An 18940-nucleotide genomic window follows, 5' to 3' on the forward strand; every position below is an offset into this window, starting at 1 on the left:
GCGGCGGGTCAGGCGGAAGCGCTGGCGTGCCAGTGCGGATCCCGGCCGAACCAGGCGGCCAGCCGGTCGTAGGCGGGCGCGTCCGCGGGGATCGGTACTTCCGGGCCGAAGGCCTTGCCGGGACCGCGATACTCCGGCCGCAGCAATCGCTTGGACCAGGCCAGCGCGCGTTCGGCGAGTTCCGGGTCCAGTTCCGGTTGCTGCCCGGTGGCGCGGGCGAGATCCCAAGTGTGCATGGCGAATTCGGCGATCTGCTGATCTGCGCGCCCGCGCAGCGGACCGGTCCCGCCCATCGCCCGGACCGGGCGATCCAGGTCGCCCGCACGCCACGCGTCCAGCAGCGGGCCCGAGCGCACCTCGAATTCCGCGCTCCAGTCGGCGTCGATCTCCTCGTGCGGGACCGACGCCCAGTCCACGTCCTCGCCGCGCGCGGCGGTGGTGAAGGCGGGCAGATCCTGCCCGACGAGATGGTCCAGCAACCGGCCCACCCGCCACTCCTGGCACGGAGTGGGAAGTCCGGCCTGGTCCGGACGCACGGCGGCGATGACGTCGCCCAGCTGGGCGACCGCCCGTTCCACCAGATCGACGGTCGGGTCCGAACGCGATGTGTCGCCCATGCCGCCAGAGTAGTCCTGCCGCAAAGCCGTTCGTGGAGCCTTCAGCACTCAGGCGCAGCGGAATCGGAAGGTGGCGGTGGGGGTGATGCCCGGGACGGCCGTGACCTGCTGGGTGGCGTCGCCGTCGAGCGAGCAGCCGGTGGGGGTGGCCACCTTGACCTGGTAGCAGCCCGCGCCGCCGTGGAAGGTCGCGGTACCGTCGGCGGCGGTGGTCACGGTGGCCGGGGCCCCGCCGGCGCACGGCGCGACCTCGGCGGCGACCTCGCCGATCGGGAACTGTTCGGGCCCCCACACGGCCCGCACCTGGACCGCGGCGTCGGCGGGCTCGGCGGCGGCGAGCGGGGTCGCGGCGCAGGCGGCGGCGAGAAGGGACAGGGCGAACAGCGTGCGGCGCAAAGGATCTCCTCGGATCAATCCGGACAGTTGGTCCACCGGTCAATATAGGTGCTCGCCACGGTGGGCCGGTCGCATTCCCACACCGGGCGATCCCGCCGCAGCGCCGGGTCCGCTCGAATTCGCCGCCGTCGCCGGTAGCTTCGCCGCCGTCGCCGGTAGCGCACGGGCGCTATGGACCGAATCGCAGCGTGCGGTGACGCCGACGCCGCGCGTCGACGGCAATCGCTTCGCCGCCATCGCCTCCCGGGCCGGCACCTCGATCGTGCCGTTCGTCGTGCTCTCCGATGGCGTCGCGGCTGCTCGTACTCTCACGCCGCCGACGCGACGGCCGAACCGTTCCGCGCCGCGGCCGCGGCACACTGCTCCGACGTGAAAGCCACTGCCGCGCCGAGGACTTCGATATCCACCCGATCGCCGACGGTGGGTGCGCCGACGCTGACCCGGCGCACCTGGATCGGCTCGGCCCGGCCGTCCAGGTCCAGGCTCAGCATGACGTCCGCGCCCCGGAACTCGACGGCGCGGACCGTCGCGCGGCCGCGGCTGCCGTTCGAAACCACATGGGCGACAAGCTGTTCCGGTCGCATCATGACGGTGGCGGCGGAATTCGGGGCGCCGGACTGGACCGGGATGCGGCCCAGCGCGGTATCGGCGGTGCCGGCCCCGACGGTGGCGTCGAGCAGCACGGTGTCGCCGAGGAATCCGGCGGTGAACAGGTCGGCCGGGGCGGCGTAGACCTCGGCGGGCGCGCCCACCTGGGTGAAGCGGCCGGTGCACATGACCGCGACCTGATCGGCGAAGGACAGCGCCTCTTCCTGGTCGTGGGTGACCAGAATGCTGGTCATGCCCGCCGCGCGCAGGGTTTCGGCGACGGCCTGGCGGGTGGCGGCGCGCAGCCCGGTGTCGAGCGCGCTGAAGGGCTCGTCGAGCAGCATCACCTCGGGCTTGCGAGCCAGCGCACGGGCCAGGGCGACGCGCTGCTGCTGGCCGCCGGAGAGCTGATGCGGGCGGCGGTCGGCGTAGGACGCGTCCAGCGACACCATGTCCAGGAGTTCGGCGATGCGCTGCTTGTGCTTTCGCCGTCCGGCCAGGCCGCCGTTCAGGCCGTAAGCGATGTTCTGTCCCACCGTCAGATGCGGGAACAGCGCCCCGTCCTGCGCCACGTACCCGATATTGCGGCGATGCGCGGGCAGCGTGAACCCTTGGCGGGTAACGGTTTCCGCGCCGACGGACACCGATCCGGAGTCCGGGTGCTCGAATCCGGCGATCACCCGCAGCAGCGTGGTCTTACCGCACCCGGAGGACCCGACCACGGCGGTGGCGCTGCCGTCGGGCACATCGAGGCAGATCCCATCGAGCACCAGGTTGCCCCCGAAGTGCTTCGAAACATTCTCTACGACAAGACGACTCATACCCCCGCCGCCTTTCTGGATTGAGTGAACAGCAGATACGTGACCGGCACCGCCGCGATGATCATGATCAGCGCGTAGGGCGCGGCCGCCGCGTAGTCCAGTTCGCCGGACAGCGACCAGAAGCGCATGGCCAGGGTGCGAGTTCCGTTGGGAGCCAACAGCAGTGTCGCGGTGAGCTCGGTGGCCACCGCCACGAAGACCATGGCGGCGGCGGCAGCGGCGGCCGGGGCGGTGAGGCGCAGCGTGACGCGGAAGAAGGTGACGGCACCCGACTTTCCGAGCGCCTGCGACACCTCCTCCAGGCCGACCGGCACCTGCGCCAGCCCCGCGCGCACGCTCACCAGGGCGCGCGGCAGAAACATGAGCGTGTACGCGGCCAGCACCATGGCGGCGGTCTGGTACACGGCGGGCAGCCATTTCAGCGTCACCGTCACCATGGCCAGCGCGATCACGATGCCCGGCAGCGAACTGGTGATGTAGTTGCAGCCCTCGATGACGCGGGCGAATCGCGAGGTGGAGCGCACCGCGATCCAGGCCACCGGGAAGGCGCACAGCGTGGTGATCACCGCGGCGGTGGCGGCCAGGCCAACGGTCTGCCCGAGCGCCTCGCCGATATCGGCCCAATCCCACACCGCCGCACCGCCGATGCGCAGCCAGCGCAGGATGGTCCACAGCGGCACCCCGAGCGCCGCCACCAGGGCGGCGGCCAGCAGCAGGAACATCGGGGCCTTACCGGCGCCGAGCCGGACCCGCACCGCCGCACGCGGCACGCCGCTGCCGATCCGGGCATAGCGCGCGTGCCCGCGGGCGGCCGATTCCCCGGCCAGCAGCACCAGGCAGCACAGCACCAGCACGCCGGCCAGGGTGCTGCCCGCCGATCCGGCGAAGCTCGACTGGTACTGCTCGAAGATGGCGGTGGTGAAGGTGGAGAACCGCACCATGACGAACGCGCCGTATTCGGCGAGCAGGTGCAGCGAGATCAGCAGTCCGCCACCGAGAATCGCGAGCCGCAATTGCGGCAGCACCACGCGCACGAACACCTCGAACGGCCCCGAGCCCAGCGCCCGCGCCGATTCCTCCACCGCCGGATCCAGCCGCCGCAGGGTGGCCGCGGCGGGCAGATAGACCAGCGGGAAATACGACATGGTGGCGATGAGCACGCCCGCCCACAGGCCGTGCAGCGACGGGAACGCGCTCACCCAGCCGTAGGAATTGACGAAGGCGGGAACGGCCAAGGGAGCGGCGAAGATCGGCCCCCACAGCGCGGTGCCGGGCACGTCGGTGCGTTCCACGATCCAGGCCAGGCCGACGCCCAGCACCACGCAGATCGGCACGGTGAGCACCACGAGACTCGCGGTGTTCTGCAGCAATTCGCCGACGCGCGCCCGGAACACCAGGTGCGCGGTCTCGCTCACGCCATTGGAGATCAGGGTGGACACGATGTAGCCCAAGGGCACGAAAGTCGCCGCCACCAGGAGCAGTGCGGCGATCGTGACGAGAAGCCCGGGCCTGGTGGCCCGGGTGGCTACAGCGGTCCGGACTGCCACGGTTAGAGCAGACCCGCCTCGGTCATGAGCTGGGTGACCTTCTTGGCGTCCAGCTTGGCGGGATCGATCTTGGGCGCGCCGAGCGTGTTCAGCGGCGGCAGGGCGGGATTGGCGCTCACATTGCTCGCCACCGGGTACTCCATCGAGTCACCGTCGCGCAGCACCTCCTGGCCCTGCTGCGAGGTGATGAAGGCGACGAACTTCTGCGCGTTCTCCTGCTTCTTGCTCGACTTCAGCACGCCGCCACCGGAAATGGAGACGAAGGCGCCCGGATCCTGGTTCTTGAAGTAGTACAGCGCGGTATTGCCGCTGTTCTCCTTGGTCTTGGCCTGATCGCGGTACCAGTAGTAGTGGTAGATCACGCCGCCGTCGAACTGTCCCGCATTGACGCCCTTCATGGTCGTCACATTGTTCTGCGAGACGATGGCGTTCTCCTTCATGCCCTTCAGCCACGCCCTGGTCGCGTCCTCGCCCTTCAGCTCCAGCAGGGCGGCCACGATGGCCTGGAAGTCGGCGCCGGACGCGCCCGCGCTCCACTTGCCCTTCCACTGCGGCTGCTGCAGATCCAGCAGCGACGTGGGCAGCTGGTCGGCGGTCAGCTTGCCGGTGTTGTAGACGAAAACCGTGGAGCGCGCGGCGATTCCGGTCCATTTGCCGGTGGACGGGCGGTATTCGGCGGGCACATTGGCGACGGTGCCCTGGTCCAGATCGGCGAAGAGCCCGGCGTTCTCGACCAGCGCCATGGCGGGCGAGTTCTCGGTGAGGAAGACGTCGGCGGGCGAGTTCTTGCCCTCGGCCACGAGCTGGTTACCGAGATCGGTGTCGCCGCCCTGGCGCAGGGTGACCTTGATGCCGGTCTGCTTGGTGAAGGCCGCGGCCCACTCCTTGGTCAGCGACTCGTGCTGGGCGTTGTAGACGAGGATCTCGTTGTCGTCGCCGGACGAGTTGGAGCAGGCCGTGACTCCGAGCAGCGTGATAGCCGCGAGCGCTCCGGAGACGAGTTTCCATCGAGCCGCCGTCATGACCGTCCTTTCGACACGCCAATCCTCATCGCTGAGGTTTGGCTAACCAACGTACAACCATTGAAACCGGACGGAGGCGGCACCCCACCGAATCGCAACGGTTTTGCCGTAGTCTGCGGACATTCAGTGGTGGCGCGAGCACAAGGAACCCGATGACCTTCCCGCCCGGCGGACAACGGTACAGCGCAGTTCAGGACGTTCAGCAATCTTCAAGCAAGCTTCACCTACTGATCGGGGCGCTCGCCCTGGGCGCCACCCTGCTGAGCGGCTGCACTGCCGCGGCCGGCTCCACCGGCACCGCCAAGACCGAGGAACAGCAGGTCGAATCGGCGGTCCGGGACTTCTATCAGGCCCTCAGCAAGGAGGGGCCGGGCGTCGCCTCCACCAAGGCCTGCGCCCCCGATCGCACCGAATACCAAGCACTTTCGGACGCCCAGAAGAAAGCCGCCGAACAGGGCCGCTTCGAGATCAACATCGATTCGGTCGGCAAGATCGCCATCACCGGCGACCGGGCCACCGCCGAAATGAAGGGCACCGTCGCACTGCCCGGCGCGGAAGGCAAACAGACCACCGGCAATGAGCACCTCCGCCGGGAGGACGGCAGCTGGAAGGTCTGTTCCTCGGACGGGAAATAGCGGCCGGCGCACGAAAAGGCCCCGGTGAGAATCTCACCGGGGCCGATCCGACAGAGCGAGCGGCGGGAATTGAACCCGCGTGAAGGGCTTTGCAGACCCTCTCCTAAACCACTCGGACACACCCGCATGCTTTGTCCGGTCCATTCTGGCCGTCCGGAGCGGCCGTGCCCATCGTTGAAATCAGGGTGATTCCAACGATGTCGGACGATACGGGGCCGCCGTGCGATGATCGGGGCATGTCTCGGCCCCGTCCCCTGCCGCTCGATCCCATCGAGGAGGCGCATCGCCAGTGGTCCGAGCACGGCTGGGGCGATGTCGCCGACGGGATGGCGGCGGTCACCTCGCTGGTGCGGGCGCAGCAGATCGTGATGGCGCGGGTGGATGTGGCGTTGAAGCCCTCCGGGCTGACGTTCTCCCGCTACGAGCTACTGATGCTGCTGAACTTCAGCAAAACGGGTGCGTTGCCGATGGCGGTGGCCAGCGCCCGGCTGCAGGTGCATCCGACCAGCGTCACCAATACCGTGGACCGGCTCGAGGCTGCGAAGCTTGTGAAGCGGGTCCCGCATCCCAGCGACCGCCGGGCCACCTTGATCGAAATCACCGATGCCGGGCGGGAATTGGTCGACAAGGCCACCGGTCAATTGAATCGGCAGGTCTTCGCCGATGCCGGCCTGCCGCCGGAGCGTTTGCAGTTGTTGCTGCAATTGCTGGCGGAATTCCGGCAAGCCGCGGGCGACTTCGACACCGGTAGCGAGGCCAGCCGCTGGGCCGGACAGTAACCGTCCAGCATCCGAGTAGCCAATTTCCTGCGTCATAGTCTTGGATTCGGACCGGAATAGGTTCACCATGGAGGCCATGGTGCTGGTCCTCGGGGTGTCGGCGGGCGCTGCTGGCGCACGCGCCATGCTCACCCATTCCGACCAGCCGCATCTGCCGCCCATCGACCGCTGCCTGGTGCCCAGGCGCAGCGGCGGCGGCATCGAAGAGGGCGTTTTCGAGGCCATCCGCCTGATGCGCAAGTCCGCCGCCAAGCGCGACGAATTCATTACCGGCATCGCCGCCACCTGCCGTTGCACCTCGCACGCCGATGCGCTGCGCACCACGGCCGGCCGCAATCGCCTCACCGTCATCGACGAACCGGTCGCGCAGCTGCGCTATCTGCGGTTCACCGGCCGCCTGCCCGCCGAGGGGTCGGTAGTCCTCTACGACCTGGGCGCTTCCGGTCTCACCCTGACCCAGATCGACTGCCGCACCGACGCCATCATCGCCACCAAGCGCAGCACCGTGCTCAGCGGCGACGGCCACGACGCCCTCCTACGCTGGTTACTCGTGCGGGGCGGCGTCACCGTGGATATGGGCGTCACCCGCCGGCACAAGGAAGCGCTCGCCTCGGACCGGGTATTGACGGTCTGCGATCCGATCTCCGGCCACCGCACCGTGGTCACCCGCAGTGATTTCGCCGAGCTCGTCGAAGCCGGCATCCACCATTCGGCTTCTTTCATCCGGCACATGGTCGAGGAGACCGGCGTGCACCCCTCGGCGGTGGCCCTGCTCGGCGGCTGTTCCCGCAACAAGAGCATCCGCGACGAGCTGAAACACCAGCTGGCCATGCCGCTGATCTACGACCCGGAACCCGAGTTCGTCTCCACCCGCGGCGCGGTCCTGCTGGCCGCCGAACGCCCCTCCGCGCGCCGGGTGCGCAGCGTCCGGTCCGCGCCGGTGGTGCACGCCCACGCCAATCCCGATTCGCCGGTATCGCGCAAGAAGCTGGTGGCCGCGGTCGCCGTCACCGCCACCCTGGGCGGCACCATCGTGGGCGCGCTCGCGCTGGACCGGCAGACCGGCGACCACACCGACGGCAAACCCCCGACCGTCGAAGTGGTCGGTCCGCCCAAGCACGGCTGAGCTACCTCACCGCCCGATACCCAGCCCGGTCAGCCGCAGCACACCGCGCCCACCACAGGACGCGTCGGTGCGGCGGAGTTCGGCCGGCGACCGCACCCCGCGCGCCTGCGCTTCCGCGACCAGCAGCGCCGCGGCCGCGACGGCACACTCCGGCGCACCGGCCGGGAACGTCGTGGCCCATCCGTACCAGGTCGGGTTCTGCCAGCCGCGCGCTCGCATCACGGTGGCGGGGGCCGTGGCGTAGCCGGCGTCGGAATGCAGGAGCTGCACGCTCAGGCCACCCGCCCCGAGCGATACCGCAATGCGGGTCGTCTCATCGGGCAGCAGGATCTGGAATTCCAGCGACTCGGCTCCGACCTGCGGGATCAGCTGTTCGAGCAGGGCGGTGAACAACAGGGTCAGCGCATCGTGCCAATGACTCATGGCCTGCGCCGGTCTGCCGCCGGGGAACCATTCCGGATTGTCGCCGGGGCCATTGCGATCGAGCTGCCAGAGATAGGGCAGGTCGCCGAAATCGTGCGGGTCCGACTCGAATCGCGTACCGCCCCATTCGAATTCGAGACTCTCGTCGCGTTCGACGGTGTCGGTGTCGTGCCCTTCGAAGCGGATCTCATCGACCCGGCCGCGCAGGATCAGCGTGCGGTTCGCGCTGCGCCAGCGCACTTCCGGGCCATCGGACCGGCCACCGTACAGCGTGGGCCCGCCGATGACGCCGACCACCGCGTCCAGCACCGCGCCGAAGATCGCCCCGCGTTCGGCCACCGCCGCGCGATTCCGGTGTTCCCACAGGGTGATAACCGAAATCTGCTCTGCGGCAGCCATTTCCAGCCCGTCCGGCGGCCACGGCCCAGGTCCGAGGTCGTGTACCGTTCGCGCCACCCGCTCGATGCGTTCCAGATCTCGTACCGGCACCACATTCGTGACCGGCCGGGTCGGGCGTAACTCCAGCCAGGCCAACCGGCTGCTGCGTTGCAACAGCAGGGTGCGATCGGGCAGTTGCCAGCGCAATCCGGTGGCGACGGTCGTCGAACGATGCGGTACGGGTGTGCCCGCCCGCGCCAATTCCGCGGCGAGGGTGGCGAAGTCGGCGGCGTCGTGCAGATGGGGCGGTAGCGACAGCTGTGCGCCCCGGTATTCCGGGCCCGGGGCTCCGGCCTTCCCCCGCTGGAAGTCGAGATAGCCTGCGGGCGTGGCGATCCGGGTCCAGGCGTGCGTGGACTTCACCGTCCACCAGCCCGGCGTGGTGGCCGCCGCGCGCAGCACCGCCCGCATCGACCAATCGCCGAAATCGGTGGCGCACAGCTGTTCGACCGTGTGGACCAGCTCCGCCCGCATCGGCAAACCCCCAACTCGATCGACCTGCACCGCAATGCTGTTCGGCCCTACCGACACGAAACGCCCCGCCTTTCCGGAAAGAAGGGCGGGACGTTGCGGTGGAGCGTGAGCGCAGCCTACTTGTTGCCGAAGTTCGGCGCGCGCTTCTCGACGAAGGCGGTCATGCCTTCCTTCTGATCGTCGGTGGCGAACAGCGAGTGGAAGACGCGGCGTTCGAAACGCAGGCCCTCGGTGAGGGTGGTTTCGAAGGAGCGGTCGACGGCTTCCTTGGCGATCATGACCGAGGGCAGCGACATGGAGGCGATGGTGGTGGCCACCTCGAGCGCGGTCGAGACCAGGTCGGCGGCCGGGACGATGCGGGAGACCAGGCCGGCGCGCTCGGCTTCCTCGGCGTCCATATTGCGGCCGGTGAGAACGAGATCCATGGCCTTGGCCTTGCCGACGGCGCGGGTGAGGCGCTGCGAGCCGCCCATGCCGGGGATGACGCCGAGCTTGATCTCCGGCTGCCCGAACTTGGCGGTGTCGGCGGCGATCAGGATGTCGCACATCATGGCCAGTTCGCAGCCGCCGCCCAGCGCGTAGCCCGCGACGGCCGCGATGATCGGCTTGCGGAAGGCGACCAGGCGGTCCCAGCCGGCGAAGTGGTCGGCGAGGAACATGTCCATGTAGGACTTGGTCTGCATCTCCTTGATGTCGGCGCCGGCCGCGAAGGCCCGGTCCGAACCGGTGAGCACGACCGCGCCGATCTCGGCGTCGTGCTCGAGTTCGTCGAGCGCCGCCGAGATGTCTTCGAGGACTTGCGAATTCAGCGCGTTCAGGGCCTTCGGCCGGTTGAGCGTGATGAGGGCGACGCGGCCCTTCCGCTCCAACAGAATGGTCTCGAACTCACTCACGCGGGTTCCTCTCCAGATCGCTTACGGATATCGGTGACGATAGCCGAGAAGTCCTTGCCCGCTTCGTCCTGGTTGAAGCGCTGGTAGATCTCGGCCGCGAGCTGCCCGATCTGCCCGTCGACCCCGTTGGCCTGCAACGCACTGGCGGCCAGACCCAGATCCTTGGTCATCAGCGCGGTCGCGAAGCCCGGCTGGTAGTCGTTGTTCGCGGGGCTGGTCGGCACCGGTCCCGGCACCGGGCAGTAGGACGTCAGCGCCCACGACTGCCCCGACGCGGTGGACACCACATCGAAGAACTTGTCGTGCGTGAGCCCCAGCTTCTCCCCCAGCACGATGGCCTCGCCCAGCCCGATCATCGAAATGCCCAGCAGCATGTTGTTGCAGATCTTGGCGGCCTGGCCGACGCCCGCGCCGCCGCAGTGCACGACCTTGCCGCCCATGACCTCCAGCAGCGGCAGGGCGTCGGCGAAGTCGGCGTCCGCGCCGCCCACCATGAAGGTGAGGGTGCCCGCCGCCGCGCCCGCCACACCGCCGGAGACCGGGGCGTCCAGGGCCCGGTGTCCCGCTGCCACAGCCAGTTCCGCGGCCCGCTTGGCATCGGCCACGTCGATGGTCGAGCAGTCCACGAACAGCGTGCCCGGCTTGGCGGCCGCGAGGATCTCGGAGTAGAGGTCGAGCACGATGCGCCCGTTGGGCAGCATGGTGACGACGAGGTCCGAGGCCGCCACGGCCTCGCCGGCGCTGCCGACCACGGTCGCGCCGTCTGCCTTCGCCTGTTCCTGCGCCGCGGGCACGGGATCGAAGGCCAGGACGTCGTATCCGGCCTTGACCAGGTTGGCGGCCATCGGTCCGCCCATGTGCCCGAGGCCGAGGAAGGCGACCTTCTTGTTCACATCTGTGCTCACTGCTCGTCCTTCGGTGCGGCCAAACCCAATTCGTGCGCGCCGAGCGGGACGAAGTAGGCGTCCACGTCGGCGTCGGTGACGTCCGCCAGGGTCGCGGGCGACCATTGCGGATTGCGATCCTTGTCGATGACCTGGGCGCGAATGCCCTCCACCAGGTCGTGGGTGGCGAGCGAGGCGATCGACACCCGGTATTCGGAGTTCAGCGCGGTCTCCAGGTCCGCGGCGGTGCGCGCGGACCGCAGCGAGCGCAGCGTGACCTTCACCGCGACAGGCGATTTCGCCAGCAGATCGGTCGCGGCCTTGGCGGCCTCGGCGCGGCCGTCGTTGCGCAGCCGGTTCACGATCTCCTCGACGGTGTCCGCGCTGTAGCAGGCGTCGATCCAGTCGCGCTGGGCCACGAACTCCGAAACCGGCGCGGGCTGCGCGAATTTCGCGATCGCCACATCGGCGGGGTTCTCCCGCAGCGCGTCCAGCAGCGCCGGAAGCTGTTCGGACGGAACGAAATAGTCCGCGAATCCGGCGGCGATGGCATCCCCGGCGTTCATGCGCGCGGTGGTGAGCCCGACGTGGGTGCCGATCTCACCGGCCGCGTGCGACAGCAGGTAGGTGCCGCCCACGTCCGGAATGAAGCCGATGCCGACCTCGGGCATGCCGACCATCGAGCGTTCGGTGACCACGCGATGCGAGGCGTGCCCGGACAGCCCGACGCCGCCGCCCATCACGATGCCGTCCATGACCGCCACGTACGGCTTCGGGTACCGGCCGATGTAGGCATTCAGGATGTACTCGTCGCGCCAGAACTTCCCGGTCGCCGATTCCGCGGCGGCAACGCCACTCGCCCCCGCGACGATGCTCTTCGCGTCGTTGTGGATGGCCACGATGTCGCCGCCCGCGCACAGCCCGCGTTCGCCCGCACCGGTGAGCACCACGGTGCGCACCTCGTAGTCGTGCTCCCACGCGCGCAGGGCGTCCAGGATGACCAGCGCCATCGCATGGGTCAGCGCGTTGATGGCCTTGGGCCGGTTCAGCGTGATGAGTCCGAGCCCGTCGCGCTTGTCGATCAAAACCTCAGGCTCGCTCATGCTGCTCCTACTACCGAGCGGGCGACAACCACCCGCATGATCTCGTTGGTCCCCTCGAGAATCTGATGCACCCGCAGGTCGCGAACGATCTTCTCGATACCGTATTCGGCCAGGTAACCGTAGCCACCGTGCAATTGCAGGGCCTTGTTGGCCACATCGAACCCGGCGTCGGTGGCGAACCGCTTGGCCATGGCGCACAGCTCCACCTTGTCGGGGGCGTCGGCGTCCAGGGCCCCGGCGGCGCGCCACAGCAGGGTGCGGGCGGCCTCCAAAGACGTGCGCATATCGGCCAGCTCGAACTGCAGCGCGGTGTTGTCCAGCAGGCGCGAACCGAAGGCCTTGCGCTCGGCCAGATAGGCCACGGTCTTGTCCAGGGCCGCCTGCGCGCCGCCCAGGGAGCAGGCGGCGATATTCAGCCGGCCGCCGTTGAGCCCGTTCATGGCGATGCGGAAGCCGTTGCCCTCGGCGCCGAGCAGGTTGGCGGCGGGCACCCGGGCATTGTCGAGAATGACCTGGCGGGTGGGCTGCGCGTTCCAGCCCATCTTCTTCTCGTTGGCGCCGAAGGACAGTCCCGGTGTATCGGCGGGCACGATGAACGCGGAAATCCCCCGCGCCCCTTCGGTTCCGGTGCGCGCCATGATCACGTAGACGTCGGTGCTGCCCGCCCCGGAGATGAATTGCTTGACCCCGGTGAGCAGATAGTCGTCGCCGTCACGAACGGCCCTGGTGCTCAAGGCCGCCGCGTCCGAGCCCACCGACGGTTCGGTGAGCGCGTAACTGGCCAGCAGGTCCATCGACGTGAGCCCCGGCAGCCACCGATTCCGTTGCGCCGCATCGCCGTACGTGTCGATCATCCACGTCGCCATATTGTGGATGGAGATGTAGGCGGCGATGGCCGGGCAGCCGGTGGCGAGCTGTTCGAAGATGCGCACCGCGTCCAGCCGCCGCAGCTCCGACCCGCCCACGTCCTCACGCACGTAGATGCCGCCCAGCCCGAGCGATCCGGCCTTGCGCAGCACATCCACCGGGAAGTGTTTGCGCTCGTCCCATTCCAGCGCGTTCGGCGCCAGTAGCTCGTCGGCGAAGGAGCGGGCGGTCTCGACGATCGCCTGCTCTTCCTCGTCTAGTACGAACATCGGTCAGTCCATGGTCGGGATGACGAAGGCGTTGGACTCCTTGAGACCGGAGGGCCAGCGCTGCGTCACCGTCTTGGTCTTGGTGTAGAAGCGGATCGAGTCCGGGCCGTGCTGGTTGAGATCGCCGAAGCCGGAACGCTTCCAGCCGCCGAAGGTGTGGTACGCGATCGGCACCGGGATGGGCACATTGATGCCGACCATGCCGACCTGCACGCGCGCCGCGAAGTCGCGGGCGGTGTCGCCGTCACGGGTGAAGATGGCCACGCCATTGCCGTATTCGTGCTCGTTGGGCAGCGCGAGGGCCTCCTCGTAGTCCTTGGCGCGCACGATGGCCAGCACCGGACCGAAGATCTCCTCCTTGTAGATCCGCATCTCGGGGGTGACGCGATCGAAAAGCGTTGCGCCGGAGAAGAAGCCCTCCTCGCCGCCCTCGACCACCAGGCCGCGCCCGTCGATGACCAGCTCCGCGCCTTCGTCCACGCCGATCTGCACGTAGTTGTTCACGCGGTCCACGCCGTCGCGCCCGACCAACGGGCCGAAGTCCGCACCCGGATCGTCGGAGAGGCCGACATTGAGCTTGCCGACGCGCTCGATCAGCTTGTCGCGCAGGCGATCCGCGGTCTCCTCGCCCACCGGCACCGCCACCGAGATGGCCATGCAGCGCTCGCCCGCCGACCCGTAGCCCGCGCCGATGAGCTGGTCGGCCACATCGTCGAGGTCGGCGTCCGGCATGACGATGGCGTGGTTCTTGGCTCCGCCGAAGCACTGCGCGCGCTTGCCGTTGGCGGTCGCGGTCTCGTAGATGTACTGCGCGATCGGGGTGGAGCCGACGAAGCCGACGGCCTTGATCCGATCGTCGTTGAGCAGCGTGTCGACGGCTTCCTTGTCGCCGTTGACCACGTTGAACACACCGGCCGGCAGCCCGGCCTCGAGGAACAGCTCGGCCAATCGCAGCGGCACCGAGGGGTCGCGCTCGGAGGGCTTGAGCACGAAGGCGTTACCGCAGGCCAGCGCCGGTCCGGCCTTCCACAGCGGGATCATGGCCGGGAAGTTGAACGGGGTGATGCCCGCGACCACGCCGAGCGGCTGCCGCATGGAGTACACGTCGATGCCGGTGCCGGCGCTCTCGGTGTACTCGCCCTTGAGCAGATGCGGGATGCCGGTGGCGAATTCGATGACCTCGAGCCCGCGCTGGATATCACCCTTGGCGTCGGGGATGGTCTTACCGTGCTCGGCGGAGAGCAGCGCGGCCAGCGAATCCATCTCGTCCTGCACCAGGGTCAGGAACTTCATCAGCACACGGGCGCGCTTCTGCGGATTGAACGCGGCCCATTCGCGCTGCGCCGCGGCTGCATTCGCGATGACGGCTTCCACCTCGGACTTGGACGCCAGGGGCACCCGCGCCTGCACCTGCCCGGTGCTCGGGTTGTAGACGTCGCCGAATTTGCCGGACGTTCCCGGGACGTGCTGCCCGCCGATGAAGTGGGTGAGTTCGCGAACCATGCCAGTCCTGTCTCGAAGCTTGCGCGCGAATTGCGCGGTACGTTGGCGATCCTATAGTTGGACATCCAAGTATTGGTTGTGGGATAATTCACAGCAGCTACCGGTGTGCAATGACTCCCCGAAACTTGGAGAACCCATGGCCGACCTGCATGTCCCGGCCCATCCCGTGCGGTTCGTGACCGCCGCGGCACTGTTCGACGGCCACGACGCGGCTATCAACATCATGCGGAGAATCCTGCAATCGCAGGGGGCCGAGGTGATCCATCTCGGGCACAACCGGGCGGTGAGCGAGGTGGTGGACGCCGCCGTCACCGAGGACGTGCAGGGCGTGGCCGTCAGCTCGTATCAGGGCGGGCACATCGAGTACTTCGAGTACCTGGCGAAGGCATTGCAAGAAGCCGGGGCCGGGCATGTGCGGATCTTCGGCGGGGGCGGTGGGGTGATCATTCCGGAGGAGATCGCGCGGCTGGCCGAGTCCGGGGTGACGATCTTCTCGCCGGAGGACGGACAGCGGCTCGGCCTGCCGGGCATGATCAATCAGCTGATCGCGGGCTGCGATGTGGATCTGTCGGTGTCGCCGCCGGATATCGACGCGGTGCTGACCGGCGACCGCGCCGCGCTGGCGCGCACGCTGACCTGTTTGCAGCAGGACAATCTGCCCGCGGAGGCGCTGGCGACTCTGACCTCCGCCGCGGCCGCGCGCCGGGTCCCCGTGCTGGGCATCACCGGCACCGGTGGTTCCGGAAAGTCCTCTCTCACCGATGAATTGGTGCGGCGGCTGCGCACCGACCAGCAGGACAAGCTGCGGGTCGCGGTGCTCGCGGTGGATCCGACCCGGCGGCGCGGCGGCGGCGCGCTGCTCGGCGACCGCATCCGGATGAACGCCCTGGACGGCGACCGGGTCTTCTTCCGTTCCCTCGCCACCCGGGGCGAGCGCGAGGTGCCGCGCAATATCGACGAGATGGTGATCGCCTGCCAGGCAGCGGGTTACGACCTGGTGGTGCTGGAGACCCCCGGTATCGGGCAGGGCGATGCCGAGATCACCGGGCACGTGGACGTATCGCTGTATGTGATGACGCCGGAGTTCGGCGCGGCCTCCCAGCTCGAGAAGATCGACATGCTCGATTACGCGGATGTGGTGGCCATCAACAAGTTCGAGCGGCGCGGGGCCGAGGACGCGCTGCGGGACGTGTCGCGACAGCTGGTCCGCAATCGCGAGGACTTCCACGCCCTACCGGAGGACATGCCGGTATTCGGCACCAGCGCGGCCACTTTCAACGACGACGGGGTGACGGCGCTCTATCAGGAACTGAGCGCCCGGCTCGCCGAGCACGGACTGCCGCTCGAACCCGGCGTGCTGCCGCGGGTGGACACCCGGGCCTCGACCCGGTTCGCGCAGATCATTCCGCCCGCGCGGGTGCGGTATCTGGCCGAGATCGCGGAGACGGTGCGCGGGTATCACGCGGAGACGGCGCGGCAGGTGCCGGCGGCGCAGCGGGTGCAGCGGTTCGAGCAGGTGCTGGCCGAACTGCCCGGGGAGGCATCGGTCGCGGAGCTGCTCGAACGCGCCCGGCGCGAATTGCCCTCGGAGAGCGCGGATCTGATCGCGCGGTGGCCCGCCCTCGCCGAGTCGTATCAGGGTGACGAGCAGATCGTGCGGGTCCGCGACAAGGAGCTGCGCACGCCGCTGCGCCGGGAAACCCTGTCCGGCAGCTCGATTCCCCGGGTGGCGCTCCCCCGCTACACCGATCACGGTGAGCTGCTGCGTTTCCTGCGCGCCGAGCACCTGCCCGGCCACTTCCCGTACACGGCGGGGGTGTTCCCGTTCAAGCGCGACGGCGAGGATCCGGCCCGCATGTTCGCGGGCGAGGGCGATGCCTTCCGCACCAATCGCCGGTTCAAGGTGCTCTCCGAACACGCCGACGCCAAACGGCTTTCGACCGCCTTCGACTCGGTGACGCTCTACGGCCACGATCCCGCCGAACGGCCCGACATCTACGGCAAGGTCGGCACCTCCGGGGTCTCCATCGCCACCCTCGACGATATGAAGGCGCTCTACGACGGTTTCGACCTGGACGCGCCCAGCACCTCGGTGTCCATGACCATCAACGGCCCCGCGCCGACCATCCTGGCGTTCTATCTCAATGCCGCCATGGATCAAGCGCTGGAACAGTTCTCGGCCGCCGAGGGATGCGAACCGACCGCCGCGGAAGCCGCGGAATTGCGGGCCCGCACCCTGGCCACCGTGCGCGGCACCGTGCAGGCCGACATTCTCAAGGAGGATCAGGGCCAGAACACCTGCATCTTCTCCACCGAATTCAGTCTGCGCATGATGGCCGACATCCAGGAATGGTTCGTGCGCAACAGCGTTCGCAATTTCTATTCGGTCTCCATCTCCGGATATCACATCGCCGAGGCGGGCGCGAACCCGATCAGCCAGCTGGCCTTCACCCTCGCCAACGGCTTCACCTACGTGGAGGCGTATCTGGCGCGCGGTATGCGCATCGACGATTTCGCGCCGAACCTGTCCTTCTTCTTCTCCAATGGCATGGACGCGGAATACTCGGTGATCGGCCGGGTGGCGCGGCGCATCTGGGCGATCGCCATGCGCGACAAGTACGGGGCCAACGACCGCTCGCAGAAACTCAAGTACCACATTCAGACCTCCGGCCGGTCGCTGCACGCACAGGAGATGAGCTTCAACGACATTCGCACCACGCTGCAGGCGCTGATCGCGGTCTACGACAATTGCAACAGCCTGCACACCAATGCCTACGACGAGGCGGTGACCACGCCCACCGAGGAATCGGTGCGCCGGGCGCTGGCCATTCAGCTCATCATCAACCGGGAATGGGGGCTCGCCATGAACGAGAACCCGCTGCAGGGCAGTTTCGTCATCGACGAGCTGACCGACCTGGTGGAAGAGGCGGTACTGCGCGAATTCGAGCGGATCAGCGAACGCGGCGGGGTGCTCGGGGCCATGGAGACCGGATATCAGCGCGGGCGCATCCAGGACGAATCCATGCTGTACGAACGGCGCAAGCACGAGGGCAGCCTGCCGATCATCGGCGTCAACACCTTCCGCAATCCGCACGGCGAGGAGCAGCGGGTGCTGGAATTGGCGCGCGGCACCGAGAGCGAGAAGCAGTCGCAGCTGGAGCGGGTGCGCGAGTTCACCGCCCGCCATCGCGGGGAGGCCCCGGCGGCGCTGGCGGAACTGGCGGCCGCGGCGGCCGGCGACGCCAATGTATTCGAGGTGCTGATGAACGCGGCCCGGGTGTGCACGCTGCAGCAGATCACCGATGCGTTCTTCACGGTTGGAGGTCAGTACCGCCGGAATGTGTGACAATCCGAATCAGCCGATTCGGACGGAAGGGACGTCATGGACCTTGCGGGAATGACAGTCGTCGATGCGCACATTCACCAGTGGGATCCGCTGACCACCCCGCGCGAGTTCAGCCCGGTGGCCAAACTCTTCCGGTATCTGCCCGTTCCGATCGATGTCGCCAAACGGGTGGCGCCGCGCCGGGATCGTGAATTCGTCGGCGACCCAGCGCCTTTCGTCGCCCCGTATCTGCCCGCCGACTATCGCGCCGATGCGGGCGAGGTGCCGGTCGAGGCGATCGTGCACATCGAAGTGGAATGGACCGGGAAGGGGCCGCTGCGCCAGGTCGACGAGACCCGCTGGGTGGCGAGCCTGCCGTTCGGGGTGGACACGCCGCTACTGGGCGCGATCGTCGGCGCGGCCGATCCGGCGCGACCCGGATTCGCCGAACTCCTCGACGCCCATCGCGCGGCCTCGCCGCTGTTCCGGGGCATTCGCACCCGGGTCGAATACCACCCGGATTCCGGTGTCCGCGCGCACAACAAGGAACCGGGCGCGCTCACCGCCCCGCGTTTCCTGGACGGTTTCGCCGCGCTGGCCGAACGCAAGCTGGGTTTCGAAGCCTGGGTCTACTCGAATCAGCTGCCCGAGGTGACGGCGCTGGCCGGGCACTACCCGGACGCCACCATCGTGCTCAACCATCTCGGTACGCCCGCCGGGATTTTCGGGCCGGTCGGCAAGCACACCGGGCGCAATCCGGGTGAGCGCCGCGAGCTGTTCGTGCGCTGGCGCGACGATATCGCCGCGCTGGCAACGCATCCGAACGTGGTGGCCAAGGTGAGCGGGCTGATGATGCCGATCCTCGGCCACCCGGTGCCGCCGCGCGGCGAGCCCACCCCGGTACCCGTACTGCTCGACCGCATTTCACCCCTGCTGCACCACGCCCTGGACGTGTTCGGCCCGGACCGGCTGCTGTGGGGCTCGAATTTCCCAGTGGACAAACCGATTACGAGCATTCCCAATGCCGCCGCGGCGGTCGCGACGGCGCTCACCGACCACGGCGCGGACGCCGCCGCCCTGGATCAGGTCTTCCGCACCAACGCGCAGCGGGTGTACGGGGTCGGGGACTGACCGCCGCTACCCGGGTTTCGGGGCCTTGCCCCTGAGAGCTACGAGAGTTGTTCCCTTCATGAGCGAATCCCGGCCATAGGTGTGGCGCACCCATAGCCA

General features: G+C 68.4%; 16 protein-coding genes and 1 tRNA gene. 5 read left to right on the top strand and 12 right to left on the bottom strand.

The window, feature by feature from the left end; genetic code table 11:
• Positions 1-8: 8 nt before the first annotated feature.
• The 5 genes from NY1_RS37620 to NY1_RS37640 all read right to left on the bottom strand — a co-directional run bounded on the left by NY1_RS37620 (position 9) and on the right by NY1_RS37640 (position 4991).
• On the bottom strand, positions 9-617 hold the full coding sequence (locus tag NY1_RS37620) for a TIGR03086 family metal-binding protein (protein WP_067722137.1): 609 nt from the start codon (positions 615-617) through the stop codon (positions 9-11).
• A gap of 48 nt (positions 618-665) precedes the next feature.
• Entirely contained in the window at positions 666-1013 is a 348-nt protein-coding gene (locus NY1_RS37625; RefSeq protein ID WP_067722139.1) for a hypothetical protein, read from the bottom strand.
• A 308-nt stretch (positions 1014-1321) separates the two neighbouring features.
• Positions 1322-2422 carry an ABC transporter ATP-binding protein gene (locus tag NY1_RS37630; protein ID WP_067722141.1) on the bottom strand — a complete coding sequence of 367 codons (1101 nt, stop codon included), beginning with the start codon at positions 2420-2422 and terminating at the stop codon, positions 1322-1324.
• Entirely contained in the window at positions 2419-3969 is a 1551-nt protein-coding gene (locus tag NY1_RS37635; protein ID WP_067722143.1) for an ABC transporter permease, read from the bottom strand. The genes NY1_RS37630 and NY1_RS37635 overlap by 4 nt, the downstream gene beginning before the upstream one ends.
• A gap of 2 nt (positions 3970-3971) precedes the next feature.
• A complete protein-coding gene (locus NY1_RS37640) occupies positions 3972-4991 on the bottom strand; it encodes an iron ABC transporter substrate-binding protein (protein WP_067722145.1) in 1020 nt (339 codons plus the stop codon).
• Positions 4992-5143: 152 nt separating this feature from the next.
• Here NY1_RS37640 and NY1_RS37645 point away from each other — a divergent pair, with 152 nt between their 5' ends.
• The gene (locus NY1_RS37645; protein ID WP_067722147.1) at positions 5144-5626 is read left to right on the top strand and encodes an Rv0361 family membrane protein; all 483 of its coding nucleotides are present in this window, start codon (positions 5144-5146) and stop codon (positions 5624-5626) included.
• Positions 5627-5680: 54 nt separating this feature from the next.
• Here the strand turns inward: NY1_RS37645 and NY1_RS37650 are convergent.
• Positions 5681-5752 (bottom strand) — tRNA-Cys (locus NY1_RS37650).
• A gap of 110 nt (positions 5753-5862) precedes the next feature.
• Here NY1_RS37650 and NY1_RS37655 point away from each other — a divergent pair.
• Positions 5863-6405: a MarR family winged helix-turn-helix transcriptional regulator gene (locus tag NY1_RS37655; protein WP_067722148.1), complete on the top strand. Its 543-nt coding sequence runs from the start codon at positions 5863-5865 to the stop codon at positions 6403-6405.
• Positions 6406-6481: 76 nt separating this feature from the next.
• Positions 6482-7531 carry an acetate and sugar kinases/Hsc70/actin family protein gene (locus NY1_RS37660; protein ID WP_067722192.1) on the top strand — a complete coding sequence of 350 codons (1050 nt, stop codon included), beginning with the start codon at positions 6482-6484 and terminating at the stop codon, positions 7529-7531.
• Between the two features lie 6 nt (positions 7532-7537).
• Here NY1_RS37660 and NY1_RS37665 read toward each other — a convergent pair whose 3' ends face one another.
• The 6 genes from NY1_RS37665 to NY1_RS37690 all read right to left on the bottom strand — a co-directional run bounded on the left by NY1_RS37665 (position 7538) and on the right by NY1_RS37690 (position 14385).
• On the bottom strand, positions 7538-8866 hold the full coding sequence (locus NY1_RS37665) for a hypothetical protein (RefSeq protein WP_067722150.1): 1329 nt from the start codon (positions 8864-8866) through the stop codon (positions 7538-7540).
• A gap of 116 nt (positions 8867-8982) precedes the next feature.
• Positions 8983-9759 (bottom strand): enoyl-CoA hydratase, encoded by a 777-nt coding sequence (locus tag NY1_RS37670; protein WP_067722152.1) that lies wholly within the window; start codon positions 9757-9759, stop codon positions 8983-8985.
• A complete protein-coding gene (mmsB, locus tag NY1_RS37675; RefSeq protein WP_267888490.1) occupies positions 9756-10664 on the bottom strand; it encodes a 3-hydroxyisobutyrate dehydrogenase in 909 nt (302 codons plus the stop codon). Before mmsB ends, NY1_RS37670 begins: the two co-directional genes overlap by 4 nt.
• The gene (locus NY1_RS37680; RefSeq protein ID WP_067722154.1) at positions 10661-11746 is read right to left on the bottom strand and encodes an enoyl-CoA hydratase/isomerase family protein; all 1086 of its coding nucleotides are present in this window, start codon (positions 11744-11746) and stop codon (positions 10661-10663) included. The genes mmsB and NY1_RS37680 overlap by 4 nt, the downstream gene beginning before the upstream one ends.
• Positions 11743-12882 (bottom strand): acyl-CoA dehydrogenase family protein, encoded by a 1140-nt coding sequence (locus NY1_RS37685; RefSeq protein ID WP_067722156.1) that lies wholly within the window; start codon positions 12880-12882, stop codon positions 11743-11745. The genes NY1_RS37680 and NY1_RS37685 overlap by 4 nt, the downstream gene beginning before the upstream one ends.
• Positions 12883-12885: 3 nt before the next feature.
• A complete protein-coding gene (locus NY1_RS37690; protein WP_067722158.1) occupies positions 12886-14385 on the bottom strand; it encodes a CoA-acylating methylmalonate-semialdehyde dehydrogenase in 1500 nt (499 codons plus the stop codon).
• Positions 14386-14521: 136 nt separating this feature from the next.
• Here NY1_RS37690 and icmF point away from each other — a divergent pair, with 136 nt between their 5' ends.
• Both icmF and NY1_RS37700 read left to right on the top strand, forming a co-directional pair.
• Entirely contained in the window at positions 14522-17731 is a 3210-nt protein-coding gene (gene icmF, locus NY1_RS37695) for a fused isobutyryl-CoA mutase/GTPase IcmF (RefSeq protein WP_067722160.1), read from the top strand.
• 51 nt (positions 17732-17782) lie between these two features.
• The gene (locus NY1_RS37700; protein WP_233434659.1) at positions 17783-18841 is read left to right on the top strand and encodes an amidohydrolase family protein; all 1059 of its coding nucleotides are present in this window, start codon (positions 17783-17785) and stop codon (positions 18839-18841) included.
• The last annotated feature ends 99 nt before the right edge of the window (positions 18842-18940 follow it).

This window comes from Nocardia yamanashiensis NBRC 100130 (assembly GCF_001613325.1).
Taxonomy (GTDB): Bacteria; Actinomycetota; Actinomycetes; order Mycobacteriales; family Mycobacteriaceae; genus Nocardia; species Nocardia yamanashiensis.